Source organism: Hyphomicrobium sp. (assembly GCF_041659645.1).
In the GTDB taxonomy this organism is placed as follows: Bacteria; Pseudomonadota; Alphaproteobacteria; order Rhizobiales; family Hyphomicrobiaceae; genus Hyphomicrobium_B.
Map to the genome: position 1 here is coordinate 238,034 of NZ_JBAZXX010000005.1, position 20,277 is coordinate 258,310.

At 60.1% G+C, this 20,277-nt stretch carries 20 protein-coding genes; 7 read left to right on the plus strand and 13 right to left on the minus strand.

Annotation, left to right across the window (positions count from 1 at the left end):
* Window positions 1-267: 267 nt before the first annotated feature.
* The gene (locus tag WC811_RS19045) at window positions 268-1,668 is read right to left on the minus strand and encodes a glutamine synthetase family protein (RefSeq protein WP_372647007.1); all 1,401 of its coding nucleotides are present in this window, start codon (window positions 1,666-1,668) and stop codon (window positions 268-270) included.
* Window positions 1,669-2,152: 484 nt separating this feature from the next.
* Between WC811_RS19045 and WC811_RS19050 the strand changes: the two genes are divergently transcribed.
* The 5 genes from WC811_RS19050 to WC811_RS19070 all read left to right on the plus strand — a co-directional run bounded on the left by WC811_RS19050 (window position 2,153) and on the right by WC811_RS19070 (window position 7,625).
* On the plus strand, window positions 2,153-3,274 hold the full coding sequence (locus WC811_RS19050; protein WP_372647008.1) for a polyamine ABC transporter substrate-binding protein: 1,122 nt from the start codon (window positions 2,153-2,155) through the stop codon (window positions 3,272-3,274).
* A gap of 99 nt (window positions 3,275-3,373) precedes the next feature.
* Window positions 3,374-4,561 (plus strand): ABC transporter ATP-binding protein, encoded by a 1,188-nt coding sequence (locus WC811_RS19055; RefSeq protein ID WP_372647009.1) that lies wholly within the window; start codon window positions 3,374-3,376, stop codon window positions 4,559-4,561.
* Between the two features lie 7 nt (window positions 4,562-4,568).
* On the plus strand, window positions 4,569-5,471 hold the full coding sequence (locus WC811_RS19060) for an ABC transporter permease (protein WP_372647010.1): 903 nt from the start codon (window positions 4,569-4,571) through the stop codon (window positions 5,469-5,471).
* Window positions 5,468-6,292 (plus strand): ABC transporter permease, encoded by an 825-nt coding sequence (locus tag WC811_RS19065; RefSeq protein WP_372647012.1) that lies wholly within the window; start codon window positions 5,468-5,470, stop codon window positions 6,290-6,292. The genes WC811_RS19060 and WC811_RS19065 overlap by 4 nt, the downstream gene beginning before the upstream one ends.
* A gap of 55 nt (window positions 6,293-6,347) precedes the next feature.
* Window positions 6,348-7,625: an NAD(P)/FAD-dependent oxidoreductase gene (locus tag WC811_RS19070; RefSeq protein ID WP_372647014.1), complete on the plus strand. Its 1,278-nt coding sequence runs from the start codon at window positions 6,348-6,350 to the stop codon at window positions 7,623-7,625.
* A gap of 11 nt (window positions 7,626-7,636) precedes the next feature.
* Here the strand turns inward: WC811_RS19070 and WC811_RS19075 are convergent, their stop codons facing one another.
* From WC811_RS19075 to WC811_RS19090, 4 genes are all read right to left on the minus strand, one after another.
* Window positions 7,637-8,278 carry an NrsF family protein gene (locus WC811_RS19075; protein ID WP_372647016.1) on the minus strand — a complete coding sequence of 214 codons (642 nt, stop codon included), beginning with the start codon at window positions 8,276-8,278 and terminating at the stop codon, window positions 7,637-7,639.
* Window positions 8,275-8,832, minus strand: coding sequence for a sigma-70 family RNA polymerase sigma factor (locus WC811_RS19080; protein WP_372647018.1), 558 nt, complete (start codon window positions 8,830-8,832; stop codon window positions 8,275-8,277). The genes WC811_RS19075 and WC811_RS19080 overlap by 4 nt, the downstream gene beginning before the upstream one ends.
* Before the next feature lie 160 nt (window positions 8,833-8,992).
* Entirely contained in the window at window positions 8,993-9,379 is a 387-nt protein-coding gene (locus tag WC811_RS19085) for a DUF3307 domain-containing protein (RefSeq protein ID WP_372647019.1), read from the minus strand.
* Window positions 9,380-9,568: 189 nt separating this feature from the next.
* Entirely contained in the window at window positions 9,569-11,701 is a 2,133-nt protein-coding gene (locus WC811_RS19090) for a molybdopterin-dependent oxidoreductase (RefSeq protein ID WP_372647021.1), read from the minus strand.
* Between the two features lie 273 nt (window positions 11,702-11,974).
* On the opposite strand from WC811_RS19090, the gene WC811_RS19095 reads away from it, so the two are divergent.
* Complete coding sequence (locus WC811_RS19095; RefSeq protein ID WP_372647022.1) at window positions 11,975-12,349, plus strand: hypothetical protein; 375 nt, start codon at window positions 11,975-11,977, stop codon at window positions 12,347-12,349.
* Here WC811_RS19095 and WC811_RS19100 read toward each other — a convergent pair whose 3' ends face one another.
* Genes WC811_RS19100 through epmA form a run of 3 tightly spaced genes read right to left on the minus strand, consistent with a single transcriptional unit; the run spans window position 12,350 to window position 14,946 of the window.
* Window positions 12,350-13,420 carry a lysine-2,3-aminomutase-like protein gene (locus tag WC811_RS19100; RefSeq protein ID WP_372647023.1) on the minus strand — a complete coding sequence of 357 codons (1,071 nt, stop codon included), beginning with the start codon at window positions 13,418-13,420 and terminating at the stop codon, window positions 12,350-12,352. It lies immediately after the preceding gene.
* Entirely contained in the window at window positions 13,417-13,890 is a 474-nt protein-coding gene (locus tag WC811_RS19105) for a GFA family protein (RefSeq protein WP_372647024.1), read from the minus strand. Before WC811_RS19105 ends, WC811_RS19100 begins: the two co-directional genes overlap by 4 nt.
* A 6-nt stretch (window positions 13,891-13,896) precedes the next feature.
* Window positions 13,897-14,946, minus strand: a complete 1,050-nt coding sequence (epmA, locus tag WC811_RS19110) for an EF-P lysine aminoacylase EpmA (RefSeq protein ID WP_372647025.1) — start codon at window positions 14,944-14,946, stop codon at window positions 13,897-13,899.
* A 149-nt stretch (window positions 14,947-15,095) separates the two neighbouring features.
* Here epmA and efp point away from each other — a divergent pair, with 149 nt between their 5' ends.
* Window positions 15,096-15,665 carry an elongation factor P gene (gene efp / locus WC811_RS19115; RefSeq protein ID WP_372647026.1) on the plus strand — a complete coding sequence of 190 codons (570 nt, stop codon included), beginning with the start codon at window positions 15,096-15,098 and terminating at the stop codon, window positions 15,663-15,665.
* A 34-nt stretch (window positions 15,666-15,699) separates the two neighbouring features.
* Here the strand turns inward: efp and WC811_RS19120 are convergent, their stop codons facing one another.
* From WC811_RS19120 to trpD, 5 genes are all read right to left on the minus strand, one after another.
* Window positions 15,700-16,539 (minus strand): transglutaminase family protein, encoded by an 840-nt coding sequence (locus WC811_RS19120; RefSeq protein WP_372647027.1) that lies wholly within the window; start codon window positions 16,537-16,539, stop codon window positions 15,700-15,702.
* Window positions 16,540-16,748: 209 nt separating this feature from the next.
* Window positions 16,749-17,960 carry a gephyrin-like molybdotransferase Glp gene (gene glp, locus WC811_RS19125; protein WP_372647028.1) on the minus strand — a complete coding sequence of 404 codons (1,212 nt, stop codon included), beginning with the start codon at window positions 17,958-17,960 and terminating at the stop codon, window positions 16,749-16,751.
* Between the two features lie 3 nt (window positions 17,961-17,963).
* Window positions 17,964-18,458, minus strand: a complete 495-nt coding sequence (gene moaC / locus WC811_RS19130) for a cyclic pyranopterin monophosphate synthase MoaC (protein ID WP_372647029.1) — start codon at window positions 18,456-18,458, stop codon at window positions 17,964-17,966.
* A complete protein-coding gene (trpC, locus tag WC811_RS19135; protein ID WP_372647030.1) occupies window positions 18,455-19,258 on the minus strand; it encodes an indole-3-glycerol phosphate synthase TrpC in 804 nt (267 codons plus the stop codon). The genes moaC and trpC overlap by 4 nt, the downstream gene beginning before the upstream one ends.
* A gap of 3 nt (window positions 19,259-19,261) precedes the next feature.
* Window positions 19,262-20,260, minus strand: coding sequence for an anthranilate phosphoribosyltransferase (gene trpD / locus WC811_RS19140; protein ID WP_372647136.1), 999 nt, complete (start codon window positions 20,258-20,260; stop codon window positions 19,262-19,264).
* Window positions 20,261-20,277 lie beyond the last annotated feature (17 nt).

Sequence of the window (20,277 nt, forward strand, 5' to 3'; positions counted from 1 at the left end):
GAGTTCTGACGGAATTCTTCATAACGAAACAAATTGGAAGCCGGACGATATTATCAGGCGGCTGCGAATTGAAATCCGCAGGCGGTTAACTTCTTCGGCGGCTTCGAGATGGCGTTGCGAATTGGCGATGGCCGTTAGTTATTCGATCATCGGGCAATCGCGGCACGTGCGGCTCCGATGTGCCCGAAACCGAAGACGCGCATACCATCGTCACGGAAGTCCCATGACAAATGGATATTCGCTGTCCTCGGCCTTAGACGTCTTGCTTCAGACGCTGAGCAGAAGGTGCTCGCGTTCCCACGGACTGATGACGCGCATGAATTCTTCGAATTCGCTGCGCTTCAACGCGAGATAGACATGGCAGAAGCGCTTTCCGAGGATGTCGTGCAGGGCGCTATTCTCTTCGAAATCCGTCAGCGCTTCGAGCAGGCCGCGCGGCAACTGATGGTCATTGCGATAGGCGTTTCCGACAATGGCTTGGCGCGGCTCAAGGGCGTTCTTCATTCCAAGATAGCCGCATGCGAGGCTCGCGGCGAGTGCGAGGTAAGGATTTGAATCGGCGCCCGCGAGGCGATTTTCAACGCGCCGCGCGACGGTTGGCGAGACCGGAACGCGCAAACCCGCCGAGCGATTGTCGTATCCCCATTCGACATTGATCGGGGCCGCGCCATTGGGCACGAGCCGGCGGTAGGAATTAACGTATGGTGCGAGAAGGCACATTGCCGCCGGAAGATACGATTGTTGTCCGGCGAGAAAATTGAAGAACAGCTTGCTTGGCTCGCCATTCGGCAGCGTGAAGATGTTCTTGCCGGTCTTCGTGTCGACGACGCTTTGATGCACATGCATGGCGCTGCCAGGTTCGTTGGCGAGCGGCTTTGCCATGAACGTCGCGTAGCAGTTCTGCCCGAAGGCGGCTTCACGGATCGTCCTTTTGAAAAGGAAGACCTGATCGGCAAGGTTGACGGGGTCGCCGTGCAGCAGGTTGATTTCAAGCTGGGCGGCGCCGCCTTCCTGAATGATGGTATCGATCTTCAGATATTGGCGTTCCGCGAACTCGTAGATGTCGTCAACGATCTTGTCGTACTCGTCGACCGCTCCAAGGCTATAGGCTTGGCGGCCGGCGCCTGGTCGTCCCGATCGGCCGGTCGGCGGCTCCAGCGGATAATCCGGGTCGGGGTTGGTCTTCGTGAGATAGAACTCGAGTTCCGGCGCGACAACCGGCGCCCAGCCTTCCTTGGCATAGAGATCGACGACATGCTTCAGAACATTGCGTGGCGCGATCTCGACTGGATCGCCGCTCTGCCATTGAGCATCATGAATGACTTGCGCGGTCGGACTTGAGGCCCAGGGCGCCGGCCGGATGGTCGCCAGGTCCGGGACCATCATGAGATCGCTTTCGGCGTAAAGCTCCTCGCCGCCTTCTTCGAAGCCGACGTAGTCGCCGGTGATCGTTTGATGGAAGATCGATATCGGAAGATGTACGGCATCGAGCTTGACGAATTTTTCCGCTGGCATCGTCTTGCCGCGCGCAACGCCCGCAATATCGGGGACTGCGCAATCTACTTCTTCGATGCGGTGTTCGCGCAGCCAATCCCGAAGCCGTTCGGGAGTGGAGCCGACGCCGAAATCGCCTTCCTCGTTAATGGGACGTAGGGGAGCGGCATTCATGGGGCACCTGGGTATCTTGTTTGCTTGTGTTGTTCGACGCGTCGCGTTCTGAGGCGGAGCGGATGACTGTATCAGAGCATCGAGGGTATGGGGATTAATCGGGTTTTCGAGTTGCTGTTCTTCGCTCGGGTTCGGACTGTCATCAAACGCAGCGGGTCGATGTGCGGTCGGCAGTCAACAGACTTAACCCGTTCGCCGGACCGACCTCAATAGCCGCTACAATATCATATCCCACAATGAAATTTCGATGTCGCCGCCCATTAGGGCAGCGCTTTGACTTCGGATCGGGCACTTGACGGGAAGGCGGATGTTTTTCGTCGATCCTCGCACTGCAAACACTATTTCTCCCAAGAGCCCCGTTGTGCTTCGCGATTTAAATGCGCAGTATGGTCGGTGTTTAGCAAAACGTTGTGCAAACGGCGTGGCGCTTGGGTGTCGGCCGTATTCAAGCGGCCGGCTAGGGACTGATCCGTGGAGGATTTCGATGTTGTGGCTCGGGAAGGCGTCGCGTCGCGTCGCATATTCTATTCTGGCGGCTACGGCTGCAGTCGCACTTGTTGGACAGAGCGCGCAAGCTGAAGACAAAGTCGTGAAGGTCTACAATTGGTCGGATTATATCGACCCTTCGATTCTCACTGATTTCACCAAGGAAACGGGCATCAAAGTCGTCTACGACGTATTTGATAGCAACGAAGTTCTAGAGACGAAATTGCTCGCGGGCGGCAGCGGCTACGATGTGGTCGTGCCGACGGCATCATTTCTTTCGCGTCAGATCAAGGCCGGCGTCTTCCAGAAACTCGACAAGTCGAAGATTCCAAACTTCAAGTATGCATGGCCCGAAGTCTACGAGCGCATTTCGAAAGCTTACGATCCGGGCAACCAGTACGCGATGAACTGGATGTGGGGAACGACGGGCGTCGGATATAACGAAGGCAAGATCAAGGAACGGATGCCGGACGCTCCCGTCGGGTCGCTCGATATGATCTTCAAGCCGGAGATCGCCGCGAAGTTCAAGGATTGCGGCATCTATATGCTCGACTCTCCGGAGGACATCTTCCCCGTCGTGCTCAACTATCTCGGTCTCGATCCGAATACGACCAAGCCTGAGGACTTCGCCAAGGCCGAAGAGGTCTTGTCGAAGATCCGCCCGTACATCAAGAAATTCCATTCCTCCGAGTACATCAACGCGTTGGCCAATGGCGACGCCTGCATGGCGCTCGGCTGGTCGGGCGACATCCTGCAGGCCGCTTCGCGTGCAACCGATGCGAAGAACGGACAGATCATTAAGTACAATATTCCGAAGGAAGGAACCCAGATGTGGTTCGACATGATGGCGATCCCGGCGGACGCCAAGGATGTCGACGAAGCCCACATCTTCTTGAATTATCTCAACCGGCCGGAGGTGATGGCGAAGGCCTCCAACTTCGTCCAGTATGCCAACGGCAACCTTGCGTCGCAGAAGTTGATCGACGAGTCGGTTCTGAAGAACCCGGCCGTCTATCCCGACGAAACGACGCTTAAAAAGCTGTTTGTCCATCTCACATGGGACAACAAGACTCAACGGACCGTCACACGAATGTGGACGAAGATTACGACGGGCCAATAATTTCCGAACCGCGCCAGGAGCCATTCTGGCGCGGTTTTTTCTTTTGCCATCGCCGGTGTTCCGGCGAACCCTCCAGAACGGTACAAAGGAATTTTGATCATGGCTGTTGCGACTGCACAATCTCCGGCTAGCTCTTCGCAACGTGCAGGACCTCGGACGGCGGCCCCGCAAACCGGTTTTGCGCCGTGGAAGAACCCGGAGCTTCCGCCGATCGTTCGCTTCGAGGGCGTCTCGAAGCGGTTCGACGATTTCGTCGCCGTCAACAACGTGACGCTTGATATTTATGAGAAAGAGTTCTTTGCGCTGCTTGGGCCGTCGGGCTGCGGAAAGAGTACGCTGCTCAGAATGCTTGCGGGGTTCGAGCGGCCGACCGAGGGCAAGTTGATCGTCGCGGGGCAGGATATTACCGAGCTGCCGCCCTACGAGCGCCCCGTCAACATGATGTTCCAGTCTTATGCGCTCTTCCCGCACATGACCGTTGAACGCAACATCGGTTTTGGTCTCCGCCAGGAAGGCATGCCGAAGGACCGAATCGAGGAACGAGTCGACGAAGCGATGGCGATGCTCGAACTCCGGCAGTTCGCGAAGCGCAAACCCAATCAGCTTTCTGGCGGACAGCAGCAGCGCGTGGCGCTCGCTCGCGCCATCGCGAAGAAGCCACGGATCGTGCTGCTCGATGAGCCCTTGGGCGCGCTCGACAAAAAGCTTCGTCAGCAAGCCCAGTTCGAATTGATGCGCATTCAAGAGACGACGGGCACGACCTTTATCATCGTCACGCACGACCAGGAAGAGGCGATGACGGTCGCGAGCCGTATCGCCGTGATGGAGAAGGGCGTTCTGGTTCAGGTGGCGACGCCCGGCGATATCTATGAAAATCCCAAGACGCGTTACATCGCGGGCTTTATCGGCGACGTGAATGTTTTTGAGGGCACGGTCGCGAAGGTATCGGACGGCTGCATCGAGGTCGATGCCAAGGACGGCTACAAATTCAGAACGAAGAGCACCGAAGCCGTTTCAGCGGGGCAGCAGGTCGGGCTTGCCCTCAGGCCCGAGAAGATCCGCATCGGGCGCGAGAAGCCGACGACCGAATGCAATCTCATACCGGGAAAGGTCGAGGATATTGGCTATCTCGGCTCGATTTCGCACTATCACGTCCGCACGGCGGCGGGGCAGCGCATTACAGCGCTTCGCGCCAACGCGGCTCACACCGTAGAGCAGCCGATCACCTGGGAAGACGATGTTTGGCTTGATTGGCCGATTGATGCCGGCGTGGTTCTGACGGGTTGAGGTTCACATGATTGCTAGACCTAGAGATCTCCGACGCTGGTACGTGATTGGGGCGCCGTTCCTCTGGCTGCTCGTCTTCTTCCTCATCCCGTTTTTCATCGTCTTCAAGCTGTCGCTCTCTGACGTCGCGACCGCGATCCCGCCATATACGCCGACGTTCAGCTTTTCGACGGGGATCGTTTCGTTCTTTTCGCAGCTCGACTTCGAGAACTACTCGTTCATTTTCAGCGATTCACTTTACATCAACTCCTACCTGTCGAGCCTCAAGATCGCGTTCTTCTCAACGATCCTGACGTTGCTCGTCGCTTACCCGATGGCCTATGGCATGGCGCGGGCGCCGAAGGCGTGGCAACCGACACTGATGATGCTCGTCATCCTCCCGTTCTGGACATCATTCCTGATCCGCATCTATGCGTGGATCGCGATCCTAAAGCCGGAAGGTTTCCTGTCGATTTTCCTGATCAAGCTCGGCATCATCAGCGAGCCTTTGCAAATCATGAATACCACGACGGCGGTCTATATCGGCATCGTCTATTCCTACCTGCCGTTCATGCTGCTGCCGCTTTACGCGAGCCTTGAAAAGATAAACCCGTCGCTGCTGGAAGCGGCGCAGGATCTTGGCTCGCAGCCGTGGCGGTCGTTTTGGCAAGTGACGTTCCCGCTATCATTGCCGGGCGTCTTCGCCGGTTGCCTTCTCGTCTTCATTCCGGCAGTCGGCGAGTTCGTGATCCCGGATCTGCTTGGCGGTTCCGATACGCTCATGATCGGCAAAACGCTGTGGACCGAATTCTTCAATAACCGCGATTGGCCGCTCGCATCGGCGGTGGCGGTGCTGCTGCTGCTCGTGCTGATCGTTCCAATCGTGTTGTTCCAGCGGCAGCAGGAACTCGAGCGGGAGGCCGGACGATGAAGGGACGTTTTTCCTGGTTCAACGCGACGTCCATCGCCTTCGGGTTCGCGTTTCTCTACATCCCGATCCTGTTGTTGGTGATCTTCAGTTTCAACGAGTCGAAGCTCGTGACGGTGTGGGCCGGATGGTCGACGAAATGGTACAGCTCGCTGTTGGAGAACCAGGGCCTCAAGGATGCGGCCTGGGTGACCATTCGCGTTGCGGTCGTCTCGGCGACGGTCGCAACGGTTCTTGGAACGCTTGCGGCGATCACGCTCGTCCGCATGGGCGGTTTCCGGGGACGGACGCTGTTTTCGGGGATGATCTTCGCGCCACTGGTCATGCCGGACGTGATCACCGGTTTGTCGCTGCTGCTGGTGTTCGTGGCGCTCGGCATGGATCGCGGCTTCTGGACGATCACTCTCGCGCATATCACTTTCACGATGTGCTATGCGGCGGTTGTCGTGCAGGCACGGTTGCAGGACTTCGATAAGTCCGTCGAGGAAGCGGCGATGGATCTTGGGGCGTCGCCCGTCGGTACGTTCTTCCAGGTGACGCTGCCGATCATCGCGCCATCGGTGATCTCCGCTTGGCTGCTGGCGTTTACTTTGTCCCTCGATGACCTCGTGATCGCGAGTTTCACGACCGGACCCGGAGCGACGACCTTGCCGATGAAGATCTACAGTCAGGTTCGGCTTGGGGTTACGCCTGAAATCAATGCCATCTCGACGATCCTGGTCGGTATTGTGACAGTCGGCGTTCTGACGGCGGCTTACATTACGAGACGCCAGACCAACAAAGCAGAGCTCGAGCGCCGAAGGGCATTCGGCGCGGCGGGCTGAGGATGCGAAGAGGCATTTGTCTTTCGCGCCTGCCCGCGCTAAGCAGCGGGCTATCGTGACAGCACAAGATTACACACGCTCCTATTACGCGGCGACGGCCAACGACCAGACGCGCTATCCGGCGCTGGAGGGCACCGTCAAGGCCGACGTGTGCGTTATTGGCGGCGGATTTTCCGGCGTCGCGACGGCGCTGACGCTGGCCGAACGCGGCCGTTCCGTTGTTCTGCTCGAAGCCAACCGGATCGGCTGGGGCGCGTCGGGCCGCAACGGCGGTCAGATGATCGGCGGCATCAGCGGCGAGGAGACGATCAAGCGTCAGCTTGGGGCGGCCGGGGCCAAGCTCGTGCGCGACATCCGCTATCGCGGGCACGAGATCATCGAGGAACGCGTCGCGAAATACGGGATCGCGTGCGATCTGCAGTCCGGATGGATGGAAGTCGCCGCACGGCCGCGCCACATGGATCACGTGCGGGCCTACGTCGAAGGCCGGATCAAGGATGGCGACGGCGACCAGATTGAGGTTGTCGAGTCCCATCAGATGCCGCAGGTCCTCGGCACGCAGTCTTATTATGGCGGCTACATCGACAGGCGCAGCGGACATCTGCATCCGCTTAATCTGTGTCGGGGCGAGGCGCAGGCCGCAGCGTCGTTGGGCGTCAAGATTTTCGAGGATACGCGCGCCGTCAATCTGTCGGGCGGAGCGAAGCCCTGGGTGAGGACCGAGCGCGGCCGGGTGGAAGCCGAAACGGTCGTCATCGGCGGCGAGCTTTTCAATGGTTTTGGGCAGCCTGGCCTCAAGGGGCTGATGCTGCCGGCCGGGAGCTACATCATCGCGACCGAGCCGCTGACGGGGCCTGAAGCGGCGACCGTCGATCCGCAGAATTTGGCGGTGGCGGATAGCAACGTCGTGCTCGACTATTTCCGCATGTCGGCCGATCGCCGGATGCTATTCGGTGGCCGATGCAACTATACTAACCGCGATCCGGCCGACATCGCCGCCGTGATGCACCCGCGCATGGTAGAGGTGTTTCCGCAGCTCAAAAACGCGCGGGTGGAATTCAAGTGGGGCGGCACGATTGCAATCGTTGTCAATCGCGTGCCTGCGATCGGTCGTCTGTCGCCCAACCTCTACTATTTGCAGGGCTACTCGGGGCACGGTGTGAACGCCACGCACATCGCGTCGGAGATCGTCTCGGACGCGATTTGTGGTACGTCTGAGACGTTCGATCTCTTTGCGCGCATCAAGCATGTGCGGCTGCCGCTCAGCGATCAGTTCGGCAACTATATGCTGGCACTCGGCATGCTCTACTATCGCATCCGCGACTTGATGTAAGCGAATGCCCCTTACCAGCGCAGAACGCGCGGGCCGAGCAAGGCGCCGATTCCGGTCATTAGGATGACGCCGATCGTGTACCAGGCGGCCAGAAACAGCGGACTGTCATCCGGGCAATGGGCGGCATACAGCGTCGCCGCGATGCCGGCCGACAGCAGTCCGCCGACCGCGCCGGCGATCGCGGGATGGGTCGTTGCACCGTTGCGCAGCGCATAAAGCACAGCCGCCAGCGGCGCCAGCGACAACAGCGGAATGACGATCAGGCAGTACATCGAGTTATGGCCGACCATGTTGGCTCGCCAAGCGTCGGCGGGAAGTGACAGAAGCTCGAAGGCCACTCCGGCGAGAAGTACGACCGGGGCGAGCGCCAGCCACCATAAACTTTTTCCGGGGGTGAAGTCGGGCCGTGCCAAGCCGCGAACCAAGACGAACGCCGGAATCGCGACGCTTAGCGTCAGCACGAACTTGAATACGAAGCGCATCGACGTCGTGAGCGATTCAAGGAAATTGTCGCGAATTCCAAGCACCCATAAGAACAATAGCGCCGAGATCAGCGTGCCCACGCCGACTGCCATCGCAACCGTGCGCGCGATCGGCGGCGCGACGCTTTTGGCATCGGCTGACATGGCATTGATAAGATCTTCGGTCCTCATGTCTTCTTCTCTTGATACGTCTCGGCGAGAGCTTTCAGGCTCCGATGCAATGCGACGCGAACGGCAACTTCTGTCATACCCAGCCGTTCCGCCACGTCGCGGGCGGAGTGTCCGTCGATGCTGATCGAGCGGACGATGTCCCGGTTCTTTTCCGAAAGGCCATCGAGGATGCGATCGACGTCGCGAGCATCGATAGAAGCCTGCTGGTCTTCACCTTCGATTTCGAATTCCGTAAGGTCGACCGAGACTTCCGGACGGCGGCCACGGCGGCGCAGGTCGTCGATCATCTTGTTGCGCGAGATTGCCGACACCCACGGTCCCAGCGGCATCGACTGATCCCAGGTATGCCGCTTCAAGTGAATCGCAAGCAAAACATCTTGCACCACGTCCTCCACGTCGTCGCGTGGCACGCCAATACCAGCGAACCCGCGACGCACCATGCCCCTCAGAACCTGCGACAGTTCAGAAAGAAGCTTACGGTAAGAGCTCTCGTCGCCCGCAATTGCGGCACGCATCAGCTCCGACCATTGAGCGTCTCTAGCCTTCCGGTCCAAAATACGCCTTCTGAATTGTGTTCGCTGCGCTGTGGGCGAATGTTACATCTGCGGTAATATTACCGCGGCCACGCCAAACGGGCAGCCGCAAGTCCCGGCGCATATGGCAGAGATGCCTTGGATTGCGCAAGATGACAGAAGGCAAAAACGTACTTGGTATTCAGCTGGCGGGGAGCCAGATCCAGAGGATCGCGACGTAGGTCAGACCGTGGAGAAGCTGATCGATGCCGAGCGCCCACCAGAATGGGGTGTCCTTCGGGGACCAGCCTTCGTGGCTGACGAGCTGCTCCTTAAGCCAATCGATATGATAGTGAATCACGAACTCGGCAGCGAGAAGGCCCACCGCGAGTTCCATGCTGCCGCCTGGAAAAAGCAGAAAAACCGGCGCTGTCAAAAGGATATGGATCAGCGCGTGTAATAGCCCGCCGGCCGCGCCATAGTGTCCCTTCTCGCGGAAAATTCGATCCGTCTGGAGAATGAAGTCGGCTATCGCATGTTTCACGAGCAGATATGTGATCGCAGCCAGCGCCGCGTGACCGGGTGACATGAGGCTCCATCGCTACCTGGTGGACGATTTTTGCGCTCGGACGAATCGGGCGCCGAATATCAAAACCATCCATCGACTTCCCCGTGAGGGTTTTAGCGTATCGGCTCCCGACGAGGTGTCACCTGGGGAACAGGGGCTCTGCACAGCCGGTGCCGTGCAGAGCCGAGTTGTATCACGATCATGCCTTGCTCAGTTGACGCGCTGGACCTCGACGAGATTGTCGGAAAAGGTCGGGGCGCGGCCGAGGCCGCTCCATGCGTCGGATGAAATACAATTGACCGAGCCGTCCGAGCGATTGAGCGATCGCCAGTAACCGAGCGTCGCGACGACGACGCCGTCAGGCACGTCGTCGGTGACACGGGCGACGCCTTCGAAATCACCGCGATCGTTGTAGACCCGGACGGGATCGCCGTCGCGAACCGCGCGTCGCTGCGCGTCGCCGGGCGAGATCATGACGAACTGATCGCCTTGGGCTTTGATCTTGTGCGGTTCGTTGGCGTAGCACGAGTTCAGGAACGCGTGGCTCTTGGGCGAGATGATGTTGAGAGAGTAGAGCTTGGCGCGGATGGGGTTTGTTTCTGGTGTCTCGCGTGGCGGCACGTAGCCCGGCAGCGGGTCGACGGCTTCGCCCGATTGCTCGCCCTCGTACATGGCGCGGAACGGCCCGGCGACGAAGTTCTTGGCGTCGTGCAGCAGGAATTCGACCTTGCCGGAGGGCGTCGGAAATTTGCCGTGGGCGTGGGGCGTGCGTGTGTCGGCCGAGCCGACGGCGATTTTGAAATAGCCGTGTTTCTTGAAATACTCCATGTCGATGCCGCCCATCTTGGGATCGGTCCAATTGATGTATTCGGCGCAGAGTTCGCTATCGGTCATTTTGAAGACCGGATCGTCGAAGCCCATTTCCGCGGCGAGCAGCCGCCACATATCGCTCGTCGGCTTGCAGTCGCCGGGCGGATCGACGGCTTTCTGATTGTAGGTCAGATAGAAGTGCCCCCACGACCACATCATGTCTTCGGCTTCGCCGGCCATGGCCGATGGCAGCACGATGTCAGCGTATTTCGCGGTGTCGGTGAGGAAATGTTCGGCGACGACGGTGAAAAGATCTTCGCGCTTCAGGCCTTCGATGATCTTGTTCGTCTCGGGAGCTTGACTCACCGGATTGGTGCAGAAAACGAAAAGGCTTTTGATCGGCGGATCGAGTTTCATTTCGCCAGTCAGCGCGGCGCCGAGCCGCAAATTGTTGACGACGCGGGTTCCCGGCTTGATCCATTCGGGATGCGCCGCCTTCACCCAATCGATCGGGAAATCCCAGAGCGGCATCTGCAGAAGGCCGCCGCCGACATGACGCCAGGAGCCGACAAGGGCGGGAAGGCTGCAAACGGCGCGGATCGCCTGTCCGCCCCCGGCACTGCGTTCAAGGGCGACACCCAAGCGGATGACGGATGGCTGGGCGGTTGCGAACTCGCGCGCGAACTTGGCAATGTCCGCTGCGGGGACGCCGGTCGTGCGTTCCACATAGTCGGGCGTGAATTCGGCCGCCCGGTCTTTGAGTTCAGGGAAGCCATGGGTGTAATTGTCGACGTAATCCTGATCGACCAAGCCTTGAGCGATGATCGAATTGATGAACCCCATCGCCAGGGCGCCGTCGGTACCAGGCTTTGGGCAGATGTGCCAGTCGGCGGCTTTCGCTGTTCGCGACCGATAGGCGTCAATGACGATGATCTTGGCGCCGCGCTTCTGGGCTTCGAGCACGAACGGCCAATGATGGAGATTGGTCGAGATCGAGTTGGATGCCCAGATGACGATGTACTTCGCGTGGACGAAACTTTCCGGGTCGACGGCTCCGGTCGGGCCGACAGTCAGGAGCCACGCCGTTGACGAGCCCGAGGCGCAGAACGTCTTTTCGTTCACGGTCGTCCCGAGACGGTTGAAAAATGGATCGCCGGAATTGATGCCCTGCACGAGTCCCATGTTGCCCAGGTAGCTATAGGGCATGATGGCCTGAGACCCATGCTCCGCTATGATCTCGCGCCAGCGTGCGCCGATCTCGGAAATGGCTTCGTCCCATGAGATCCGTTTGAACTCTTTCGAGCCTTTGGGGCCTGATCGCTTCAGCGGATAGAGCAGACGGTCCGGATTGTGGTGATGATCGGCGAAGTCCTTGAGCTTCACGCACAGGCCGCCGCGGGTCATCGGGTGCTCTTTGTTGCCGCGCACCTCGGCCAGACGTCCGTTCTGGACCTCATAGATCATCGCGCAGGTGTCAGGGCAGTCATGAGGGCAGGCGCCGAAGAATTTCTCGCGCGCCGGTTGTTCGTTCATTTGTTCTCTCCCAAATTGCCGTGGCCGCCTGTTTTCCGGGCGTGTTCTGATGTGCGTCAGTTTGGCACTGAAGGCGGGGGGCGTCCAACCGAAAGCGGCACTTTCCCGCGAGTTTGGTGATGAGCGCGCGCGCCGTCGCGCTTAAGACGATTGGGCTAGGCAAAATGCCCGAAAGTCCCATAAGGCGCACCTTCAGCCCCTCAATTGAAGTATTACTTATTGTTTAGGTTGGAGATGTTGGGCGATATTTTCGATTTGTTGGGGAGCTAAGACGTGTCTACAGCGCTATTTCCGGGTCGGCGGGTGCTCTGGATGCCGTTGGAAGTTGATTGGTCTCCCTCATCGCGAAGCGTTCGGCATTGCTGCGCGTCCATGGTCGATGCGCTTCGCTTCGATTGCAAGACGCACGCAGACCCATTCGATTGTCCGGACGCGCTGCTCGTCTACAACGAGGTCATGAACGAGTACGGCCTTATCATTCACGATGGTTCGGCGTCGTATCTTTTGATCGACAGATGTCCGTGGTGCGGAATGCGCCTGCCGCAGAGCGCGCGGGAAAAATGGTTCGACGAAGTCGATGCGCTGGAACTTGCGGACGGCGCGCCGCCGCCAGGACGATTTTTGACGAGCGCTTGGCGCCGCGCGTGATCAGGGCGTGTCGGGCGCCGCGCAGGCATCCTCATAGCGATGGGTATTGCCGTCACGATCCGTGAAGAGATCGGCTCCGTCGAATGCGGTCTCGGAATGTCGTTCGACCGGCACCTTGCCGTGGGCGCCCGGAAGATCGAGCACATATGTCGGGAGCGCAATACCGGACAGGCGGCGGCGGAGTTCGGTCATCAATTGGCGGCCTTGTGCAATTGTCGTGCGGAAGTGAGCCGTGCCGGGCGCGAGGTCGCCGTGATGGAGATAGTATGGTTTGACGCGCAGTTCGACGAGGCGGCGCATCAGGGCTTCGAGCGCATCGGCATTGTCGTTGACGCCTTTGAGCAGCACCGTCTGGCTGATGAGCGGAATGCCCGCATCAACTAGGCGCGAAATTGCGGCGCGCGCCGCGTCCGTCAATTCCTGGGCGTGGTTGGTGTGCAATCCAACGAAGACAGTTTTGCGGGTCGCTTTGAGTGCCTCAATAAGATCGCTTGTCACGCGATCCGGATCGACGATCGGCACGCGTGTGTGCCAGCGCAAAACCTTGACGTGCGGAATATCCGAAAGGGCTTCGGTGATGTCGCGGATGCGCCGCGCCGACAGAACGAATGGGTCGCCGCCAGTGAGAATGACTTCCCAGATCGCGGGTGTCTCAGAGATGTATCGAAGCGCCGACGCGAGATCGTCGGCAGAGAGCGTTTCGCCGTTTTGGGGACCGACCATCTCGCGGCGGAAGCAAAAGCGGCAGTAGACCGGGCAGACACTCGCGATCTTCAGCAGCACGCGGTCGGCGTAGCGGTGGACGACGCCAGGCGCAGGGCTTTTGAGGCGGTCTCCAATTGGATCGCCGTGCTCGTTCGGATGCAAGTCGAGTTCACGCGCGCTCGGGATGAATTGGCGTGCGAGGGGATCGTCGGGAGCCGAACGATCGATAGCGTTGGCGACGGCGGGCGTCACGGCGATGGCGTACCGCGCCGCGACGTTGCTCAACGCCTCGCGATCTTCCGCGCTGGCGAATCCCGCGTCGATCAGATCGGCGACCGATGTCAGCTTGCGTTCGATCAGCGTCATTTGGGCGGCCAAACATCCGTGTCGTGATCGGGATGCTGATAGGAGACGAGCGATTGCAGGAATGGTACGGCGTTCGGGTCTTCGAGCGTTCCGTGCCGCGGCAGATGGGGAATGTCGCGCGCATAGGGAAGCTCGGCTTCGACGCCCCACTGAATTTTCGGAACGATGTTGGCTGGAACGTCGAAAGCGCCGATGGCGATGGCGACGCCGTCGGGCGCTTCATATGTCAACGGTGTGCCGCAGTCGGCGCAGAAGCCACGCGCGGCAGCATTCGACGATTGAAATTTCTTCGGTTCGCCGCGCGTCCAAACCAACTTCGCGTCGCGCAGACTGACGAGCGGCGCATAAAAGCTGCCGAATGCTTTCTGGCACATGCGGCAATGGCAGACTGAAGCGTCGCCAAGCGCTCCCTCGACGCGGAAGCGGATCGCGCCGCATTGGCATCCGCCGGTGTGGATTTCTTGGCTCATCACTTTCTACTCGCTTCTTTCGGGAAAAGGCGTCCATAGCACTTGATCGATCCGCTCGGCGCCGGTCGCAAGCATGACGAGGCGGTCGAAGCCTAGCGCGCAGCCTGACGCCGGTGGCATATGGCTGAGGGCCGAAAGGAAATCCTCGTCGATTGGATAGCGTTCGCCGTAAATGCGTTCTTTCTCCGCCATCGACGTTTCGAACCGGCGGCGCTGTTCGGCGGCATCGGTCAATTCGCCGAAGCCGTTCGCGAGTTCGACGCCGCAGGCGAACAGCTCGAAGCGTTCCGCGACGTCGGGGTTGTTCGGAACGGGACGGGCGAGGGCGGCTTCAGCGACGGGATATTCGTAGAGGATTGTCGGCGATGGCGAGCCCAAGGCGTCGTCGATCTTCTCGACAAGAACGCGGCTGAAGATATCGGACCAGGTATCGTCGGCGGCAATGTTGATGCCGGCGGCTTTGGCTTCAGAAGCGAGGCCCGCATGATCGAGGATTTTCCGTGTACCTCTATCCCGCAACGGCATGTTCGCAAGATTTGTAAACGCGTTTTCCAATGTGAGGGTCTGGGGGGGCGCGAGGGGATCGCAGGTCTTGCCACGCAAACTCCACTCGGCGCGGCCAGATGTCTCGCAAGCGATCTTCAGAATGGCGGCGCAGTCGTCCCAGAGCGCCTCGTACGGCTCATTGGCCCTGTACCATTCGAGCATGGTGAATTCGGGGCTGTGCAAGGCGCCGTGTTCGCGGTTGCGAAAGGCCGGGCTGAACGCAAATATTTTCGTTTCGCCCGCCGCCAAGATCTTTTTCATCGCAAGCTCGGGCGATGTGTGCAGATAAAGTTCATGCCGGCAAAGGTCGGTGCCGATCCTTTCTGTGCGAAAGGCGTGCAAATGCGTCTCGTTTCCGGGCGAAATCTGCAGCAGGCCCGGCTCGACCTCAGTGAAGCCTTGCGAAAGAAACCAAGTCCTTATCGCCGCCTTGATGCGGCCGCGGCCAACGAGAAATGGGCGGCGGTCGGCGTGGCGTTCTGGGCTCCACCAGGGAGAAAGCTTAGGCATGCTTGTAATTTGGGCGTTCGGGACAGGGTTGCCGCACTTGGCGGCAAGGGGCTAAGCGGGTATGGAGACGCGACAGATTCCCTGAAGGCTTCCGCCGTTTGGCCGCCCATGAGGCGGCCGCAGCGCTTGGATTAAGATCGGAGACTACCGTGGTGAAGGTTATTGCAAGCTCGGTCCGCAAAGGCAATGTGCTCGACCTGGACGGCAAGCTTGCCGTTGTGATGCACGCGGAAAACATTCATCCGGGTAAGGGCACGCCTGTCACGCATCTTGAAATGCGGCGCATCGCGGATGGCGTGAAGGTTACCGAGCGCTACCGGACCACGGATCAGGTCGAGCGCGCCTATCTCGACGAGAAAGACTTCAACTTCCTCTACGAAGACGACATGGGCTACAACTTCATGCAGCCCGAGACCTTCGATCAGATCACCATTCCGAAGGACGTTCTCGGCGATCAGGGGCAGTGGTTGCAGGAAGGCATGACGTGCCTCGTGGCGCTGTTCGAAGAAAATCCCATTTCTGTCGAACTGCCGCAGCGCGTGACGTTCGAGATCGTCGAAGCCGATCCGGTCGTCAAAGGCCAGACGGCGTCGTCGTCTTACAAGCCCGCAAAACTTTCGAACGGTGCCCGCGTGATGGTCCCGCCGCACATCGGCGCCGGAACCCGCGTCGTCGTCATGACTGAAGACGGATCCTACGTCGAACGCGCGAAGGACTGAGTGGTGCCCCCTCTCCTTTCGGGAGAGGGGTGTTCTATGCGGCGCGCGTAGTAAGCTGCGCTGCGCGTTGCGGTTCGACTTCCTCGCAGATGACCTTGAACTCCGCGAGATAGTGCTGTCCGAATGACGTGACCATCGCAACGTCGGCGGCATCGCGACCGCGTGCGATGACGATGCGGCCCGTGCGCGGCTTGTTGTGGCGGGCATCGAAGGTGACCCAGCGATTGTCGATATATGCTTCGAACCAGGCGCTGAAGTCCATCGGCGCCGGATCGAGCGGTACGCCGATATCGCCCAGATAGCCGTTGACGTAGGCTGCCGGAATATTGAGGCAGCGGCAGAACGCGATCGCGAGATGCGCGAAGTCGCGGCAGACGCCGGTGCGCTCTTTGTAGGCTTCGAACGCCGTGCGTGTGGAGCGCGCTGCCTGATAGTCGAATTTGATCTGATCGTGCACGAAATTGCAGATGGCCTTCACGCGGGCGTAGCCGGGCGGCACGTTACCGAAGAGCTGCCACGCGATTTGCGTGAGTTCATCGGTTTCGCAGTAGCGGCTGCCGCCGAGGAAGTGCATCGCGTAGTTGGGCAGATCCGCGACCGGGATTTCGCGGGCGTTGACCGGGGCTTCTTCAAGCTCTCCGGAATCGCGCACGACGGCGCGATAGCTGAGCTTAAGCCGGCCGGCTGGCGCGATAAGCCGTTGCGTGCGGTTGCCGTAGAGATCGAGTCCACGTTCGATGGCGATATCAGGAACGTTTACCGCATCCTCGTAAAGGATGTCGCGACGGCGGTTTGCCTGGACATCGAGAAGAAGCAGAAGCGGGGTCGGCGCGGAGAGTTGAAGGCCGATATCGTATCCGACATGAATGAGCATATTCCACGACCTCGCGACAAAAACATTTCACAGAAAACGTCACGCCGCCATTGAATGTTCCCAGAATAAAACTTTTGAATTTGAATGATTATTGCGCAGAAAAGCCGTCGCGTCCAAGTTTATCGGATAAACCAGTGGCGCGAGTTCAACTTTAGTCGCGAATTACAGGCCGTATTGATCCGCCGCTGGGAGATATTCTCTGCACGCGGTCAGATATCCAGACGCAACACTTTGACAGGCGTTCCGGCGGCAAGGGCGGGTGCGTCCGCGGGGATGACGACAAGACAGTTCGCGCGCTGAAGAGATTTGACCAGTCCGCTGTCCTGGCTCTTGAATGGCGTTACCCGTCCTGTTCCGGTCGTCAGGTCGAGGAGGCCGCGCATGTAATGTTCGCGCGGACCGTTGGCGGGAATAGCTTCGGCGAGAACGGCGTCGACCGATTCAAACGGCGTCTCGCGTCCGAGAAGACGCCCGATGAGCGGCACTAGAAAGACGCGCGCGCAGATCATCGCCGAAACCGGGTTGCCCGGCAGGCCGAGGCAATACTGCAATTTTCCGTTCGGGTGGCGCGATCCGAAGAAGAGCGGCTTTCCCGGACGCATCGCGATCTTATAAAAATCGAGCTTGGCTCCGGCTTTCTCCAGCGCTGGGCGGACGAGGTCGTGATCGCCGACCGATGCGCCGCCGCTCGTGACGAGAATGTCGGCGCCTTCGCCCGCTGCGATGAATTCATCGAGCGAGGTCATGGTATCGCGCGCGATGCCGAGGAAGCGGGCTTCTCCGCCAGCGGCTTCGACGACGGCCGAAAGCCCATAAGCGTTCGAGCCCGAAATTTGTCCGGGACCTAAGGGCGTTCCGGGGGTAACGAGTTCATCGCCGGTCGAAAGGATGGCGACGACAGGCTTACGGATGACAGGCAGTTCGCCATAGCCGCATGACGCGGAAATCAGGACATCACGTGCCGTCAGTCGGCGACCCGGCTCGATGAGACGCTCGCCCTTGGCAAAGTCCTGGCCCCTCCATCGGATATTGGCGCCACGTGCGGCCGCTTCCAAGACGGTGACGGCGGCGCCGGATGCGGTGACGTTTTCCTGGATGACGATCGTGTCGGCGTCGTCCGGCACCCGTCCGCCGGTGAAGATGCGAACGGCCTCGCCTTTGCCGAGCGTGCCGGTGAAGGGACGCCCCGCGCCGGATTCGCCGATCACCGTCAAAGTGGCGGGGACTGTCGCGACGTCGTCCGCAAGCACGGCATAGCCGTCCATGGCGGATGCGTCGAAGGGCGGGTTGTCGACGTTCGACGTTACGGGGCTGGCCAGGGTGCGGCCGCGGGCATGGAGCAGGCCGACGGATTGCGATGGAAGCGTTGCGGCGCTTGCCAGAATTCGATTCAACGCTTCGGAAACAGGTAGAAGCGCCATGTATTACTTGCCTTCGGGCCGCTCGCCTGCACGATAGACGCCGGATTTTCCGCCGTCTTTCTCCACCAACCTCACGCCTTCGATCGTCATCGCTTTGTCGGCGGCCTTGAGCATGTCGTAGAGGGTCAGGCAGGCGATCGAAACAGCGGTCAGCGCTTCCATCTCGACGCCGGTCTGGCTTGAAACTTTTACCTCCGCCGTGACGCGAATGCCGGGCGGGGAGTGCGAGAGCGTGAAGTCGACCGTCGCTTTGGTGATTGCGAGGGAATGGCAAAGTGGGATCAGTTCATGGGTGCGCTTGGCTGCCATGATGCCGGCGATGCGTGCGGCGCCGATCACATCGCCCTTTTTGGCTTCGCCAGTTTCGACAAGTGCGAGCGTGGCGGGGCGCATCGATACGAAGCCCTCGGCGACAGCGCGGCGAGCGGTAAAGCCCTTCTCCGACACGTCGACCATTCGGGCTTCGCCGTTTTCATTGATGTGCGAGAGCTTGCTCATGACGCGCGCAACGGTTGGAGCAAGGCTTTCGTCGCGGCGGTAACGTCGGGCTGACGCATCAGGCTTTCACCGACCAGGAACGTATCGACGCCAGCTCTTGAAAGGCGCGCGATGTCGGCGGGCGTGAAGATGCCGCTCTCACCGATGACGATGCGGTCGGACGGGATCTGCGACGCAAGTTCCTCCGTCGTGTCGAGCTTGACCTCGAAGGTCTTGAGATTGCGATTGTTGATGCCGACAAGGCGGCAGTTGAGTTTCAGGGCGCGCTCAAGTTCGGCAGCGTTGTGAACCTCGGCGATGGCGTCCATCTCCCAATCTTTCGCGGCGTTGGCGAGGTCGCGGGCCGTCGCGTCATCGACTTCGGCAAGAATGATGAGGATGCAATCAGCGCCCCAGGCGCGGGCTTCGGCGACCTGATAGGTGTCGATCATGAAGTCCTTGCGTAGGACGGGAAGGGAGACCGCTTCGCGGGCGGCCGTTAGAAATTCGGGAGCGCCCTGGAACGACGGGCGATCGGTGAGCACAGACAGGCATGCGGCACCGCCCGCTTCATATGCCATGGCGAGTGCAGGCGGGTCGAAGTCGGCGCGGATCAGGCCCCTCGACGGCGAAGCCTTTTTGATTTCCGCGATGAGAGCCGGTTTCTTCTGCGCGTGCCGGGTGTCGATAGCACCGGCAAACGAGCGGACCTTCGGCGCGGAACGGGCATATTCTGCGATGACACGCAGCGGCTTCAACTTCTTCGCGAGGGCGATTTCCTCGCGTTTGTAAGCCGTGATTTTGTCGAGGATGTCAGCCATCGATCACACCCGTTCGTTCGTCACCGCCACGAGGCGGTCGAGGGCGCGTGCGGCGCGCCCGCTGTCGATCGAAGCTTCGGCTTTCTCGATGCCGTCCGCCAAGCCGTCAGCTTTACCAGCAACAATGAGAGCGGCTGCCGAATTCAAAAGCACGATGTCCCGGTAGGGGCCCGGTTCTCCGTGAAGCAAATCGTGAATGGCCGCCGCATTTGTTGCGGCATCGCCGCCTTTCAGCTCTTCGATGCTGCTGCGCTTGAGGCCGGTGTCTTCGGGCGTCAGGTCGAACGCGAAGATGTCGCCGTCTTTCAATTCCGCGACGTGGGTGACTCCTGTGGTCGTGAGCTCATCCATGCCGTCGGCGCCGTGGACGACCCAGGCGTGAACGGAGCCGAGCTTACGCAGAACTTCGGCGATCGGCTCAACGAGTTTGCGGTCGTAGACGCCGAGGACCTGACGCGTCGCCTGGGCGGGATTGCAGAGGGGGCCGAGGAGGTTGAGGATCGTCCGTAGGCCGAGATCGGCGCGGACCGGCGCCCAGGCTTTGAAGGCCGGATGATAGAGGGGCGCCCAGAGAAAGCCGACGCCCGCGTCGGCGATGGCGCGCGAGACGATGACGGGCGGCACGTCGAGTTTGACGCCAAGCGCGGAGAGAACATCCGACGCTCCGGAAAGAGACGTCACGGCGCGATTGCCGTGCTTCGCGACGATGGCGCCTGCACCGGCCGCAACGAACGTGGCCGCGGTCGAAATATTATAGGTGCCGCGACTGTCGCCGCCCGTGCCGACGATATCGATGGCGCCGGGCGGCGCGTCGACGGTCGTCATGCGGCTCCGCATGAACTTGGCGGCGCCCGTGATTTCTTCCGTCGTTTCGCCGCGAACGCGGACGCCCATCAGAAAGGCGCCCATCGCAACGGGCGGCGCGATTCCCGACATGAGCAGATCGAGCGCCTGTTGCATACCGTCATCTCCGAGCGTTTCGCCCTCGGCAATGCGATTCATGAGGCGCTTCAGTTCGC